Annotated in this window: 3 protein-coding genes and 1 tRNA gene; 1 reads left to right on the top strand and 3 read right to left on the bottom strand. The window is 65.3% G+C overall.

Annotation, left to right across the window (positions count from 1 at the left end; genetic code table 11):
* The 3 genes from ACOI1H_RS24965 to ACOI1H_RS24955 form a co-directional block, all read right to left on the bottom strand.
* Positions 1–439 (bottom strand): PhnE/PtxC family ABC transporter permease (locus ACOI1H_RS24965; RefSeq protein ID WP_422440966.1); only part of this gene is annotated, 439 nt, incomplete at its 3' end.
* Positions 436–1,095: an ATP-binding cassette domain-containing protein gene (locus tag ACOI1H_RS24960; RefSeq protein WP_422440965.1), complete on the bottom strand. Its 660-nt coding sequence runs from the start codon at positions 1,093–1,095 to the stop codon at positions 436–438. The genes ACOI1H_RS24960 and ACOI1H_RS24965, both read right to left, overlap by 4 nt.
* Positions 1,095–1,940 (bottom strand): putative selenate ABC transporter substrate-binding protein, encoded by an 846-nt coding sequence (locus tag ACOI1H_RS24955; protein WP_422440964.1) that lies wholly within the window; start codon positions 1,938–1,940, stop codon positions 1,095–1,097. The genes ACOI1H_RS24960 and ACOI1H_RS24955 overlap by 1 nt, the downstream gene beginning before the upstream one ends.
* 197 nt (positions 1,941–2,137) lie before the next feature.
* On the opposite strand from ACOI1H_RS24955, the gene ACOI1H_RS24950 reads away from it, so the two are divergent.
* A tRNA-Arg gene (locus ACOI1H_RS24950) sits at positions 2,138–2,215 on the top strand.
* The last annotated feature ends 155 nt before the right edge of the window (positions 2,216–2,370 follow it).

Raw genomic sequence — 2,370 nt, 5'->3', positions numbered from 1 at the left:
CATCGGGGAGTGCATAGCTAATGCGAATTGAGCCTTCCGAAAAGACCTTGGCGAAGATCCCCGCATAGGGCAGCCCGATGGCCAGAACGCCGGTCAGGGGCGACAATCCGGTCAGGCCCAGCAGCAGCAGCGCCCAGAACAATTCGTGCACCGCACGGACCGCGATGCAGATCAGACGAACCGGTCCGAAGGCATAAAAAGGTGCCGCAGCAAGCCCCAGAACCGCCCCCAGCCCGACACCGCATAGCGCAAAGGCCACGGTCAGCCCGGTCGCGCGCAGCAGCCCTGGCAGATCGCTGAAATCCGGGTGAAGCAGCCCGCGCCCGATCGCCGCCAGCGTCAGCCAAGGGTCGGGTCGCGCTGTTCCCAGGTCCGCAAAGCTCGCCGCCACAAGCGTTGCCAGGGCGAAGCCTGCCAGAACGTGACGCCGCCGGATCATCGGTAAAGCGTCAGCAGATCGGATTCCGACAGATCGGCGGTCGGCGCGTCGATGACGATCCGACCGTCGCGAAGCCCGACGATCCGGCTTGCGATGCGCAGGGCCTGTCCCATGTCGTGCAAGGCCAGCACCACCGTCGGAAACACCCCGGCGATATGATCCAGCAGAGCGCCGCCCTGCGCGGGGTCCAGCGCCGTCACCGGCTCATCACCCAGCACCACCGCCCCCTGTCGCAACAGCGCGCGGCCCAGCGCCACACGTTGCCGCTGCCCGCCCGACAGCTGCGCCACGGGTCGTTGCCCCAGGCCGGTCAGACCGACGGCCTGCAACACGGCCTCGACACGCGCGCGTTCCGCCTTTCGTGGCCAGACCAGCGTGCGCAGGTTGCGGGCGGTGCCGTGATCGTCCAGCACGCCCATCCAGACGTTGTGGAACACCGACAGCGTCCCGATCAGGCCGTGGTCCTGCGGCACCAGCGCCGTGCGTTCGGTTATGCGGTCATGAAAGGCCGCCAGCAGCGTGCTCTTGCCGGCACCGCTGCGCCCCAGCAGCACGACCCTTTCGCCCGGATCGATGCGCAGCGTCACATCCCGCAGCGCCACATGACCGCCCCAGCCAAGGCTTTCGCCCGTCAGTGCGGCCAGTGGGGCGGCCATCAGTCGATCAGGTCCAACGCCCGTGCCGTATCGACGATGGGCTGATACAGCGCATCGTCGGCCGCGATAAAGGCACTGCGGGGAAAGGTCTCCAGCAGCGCCGGGTCGTCCATGCCGATCAGCGCCGCCTGCACCCTGTCCGCAAAGCCTTCGCCGAAACGGGCGTCGACATCGCCGCGGATCGTCCAGTTGTAATCGGGATAGGGCGGCGTCTGCCAGATGATCGTGGTCGCCTCTGCCTCGGGTGCGCCTTCGCTCACCGCGGTATCGTAGACGGAGTAGTTCAACGCACCGACCTCGTAAGCGCCGGACGCCACCAGCCGCAACGTCTGCCCATGGTCGCCCGAAAACCCGACGGTCGAAAACAGAGCATCCGGAGCCTGCCCGGTTTCTTCGCGGATCCAGAACTCCGGCATCAACCGGCCAGAGGTCGAGGTTTCCGCCCCGAAGGTAAAGCTGCGTCCGGCGATGTCGGGAAAGGCCTCGCTGGCCGCAAGACCGGTCGCGGTGTTCGCGATGAAGTAGGTGACGAAAGTCTCGTCCTCCGCCCCCTGTGCGATGGCATGGGAGTCCGGCACGGCGATGCGCGCCTGCACGCCCGACAGACCACCGAACCAGCCCAGCTGGATCTGGTCGTTGGCAAAGGCCGTGACGGCTGCGGCATAGCTCTTGACCGGCACATACTGGACATCGACCTCCAGCGTCTCCGACAGATAGGTCGCGACGGCCGAGAACCGTTCCACCAGGCGCGACTCGTCGTCGTCGGGGATCGCCGAGAAGTATAGCGTCTGCGCCCCAACCGGCTGGGCCGCCATGAGGAACGCACCAAGAAGCAGGTATCGCATGATCATCTCCTGTTGAATTGATCCCTGTTAGCGCAGCGCAGGGGCAGACGCCATGCAGGCAGATGCAGGTTCGTCCGGCACACGCCGGCCTCTGTCGGTTGCGGGTGCATGGGGTCGGACCAGGCGGCGCGCGCACGCCAATCAGCCAACCGTTTGACATCCCTTGCCGGATCGTAGGATATACCGCCGATGCGTGTGGGTCGTTAGCTCAGTTGGATTAGAGCAGGGAACTTCTAATTCTCAGGTCGGGGGTTCGAATCCTCCACGGCCCGCCACATTTCTTTCTGTTGCCAGAAAATGCAGAAGCACGCTAAAAAAAAGGGGATAGGGCGCTGCAGGACCCAATCAATGCGGTAGGTCAGGCCAGGTCCGCGGCGCACGTTCGCCTTTTTTGCCTTCAGGCTGACGAAGCGAGGCAATGGCAGCTCGG

Source organism: Loktanella sp. DJP18, assembly GCF_049310965.1.
GTDB lineage: Bacteria > Pseudomonadota > Alphaproteobacteria > Rhodobacterales > Rhodobacteraceae > Loktanella.
This window is presented reverse-complemented; position numbering and strand designations above follow the sequence as displayed.

Excerpts from the sequence above, each read along its gene's own strand:
- ACOI1H_RS24955 (WP_422440964.1), bottom strand. The coding sequence starts at position 1,940 with ATGCGATACCTGCTTCTTGGTGCGTTCCTCATGGCGGCCCAGCCGGTT.
- ACOI1H_RS24960 (WP_422440965.1), bottom strand. The coding sequence starts at position 1,095 with ATGGCCGCCCCACTGGCCGCACTGACGGGCGAAAGCCTTGGCTGGGGC.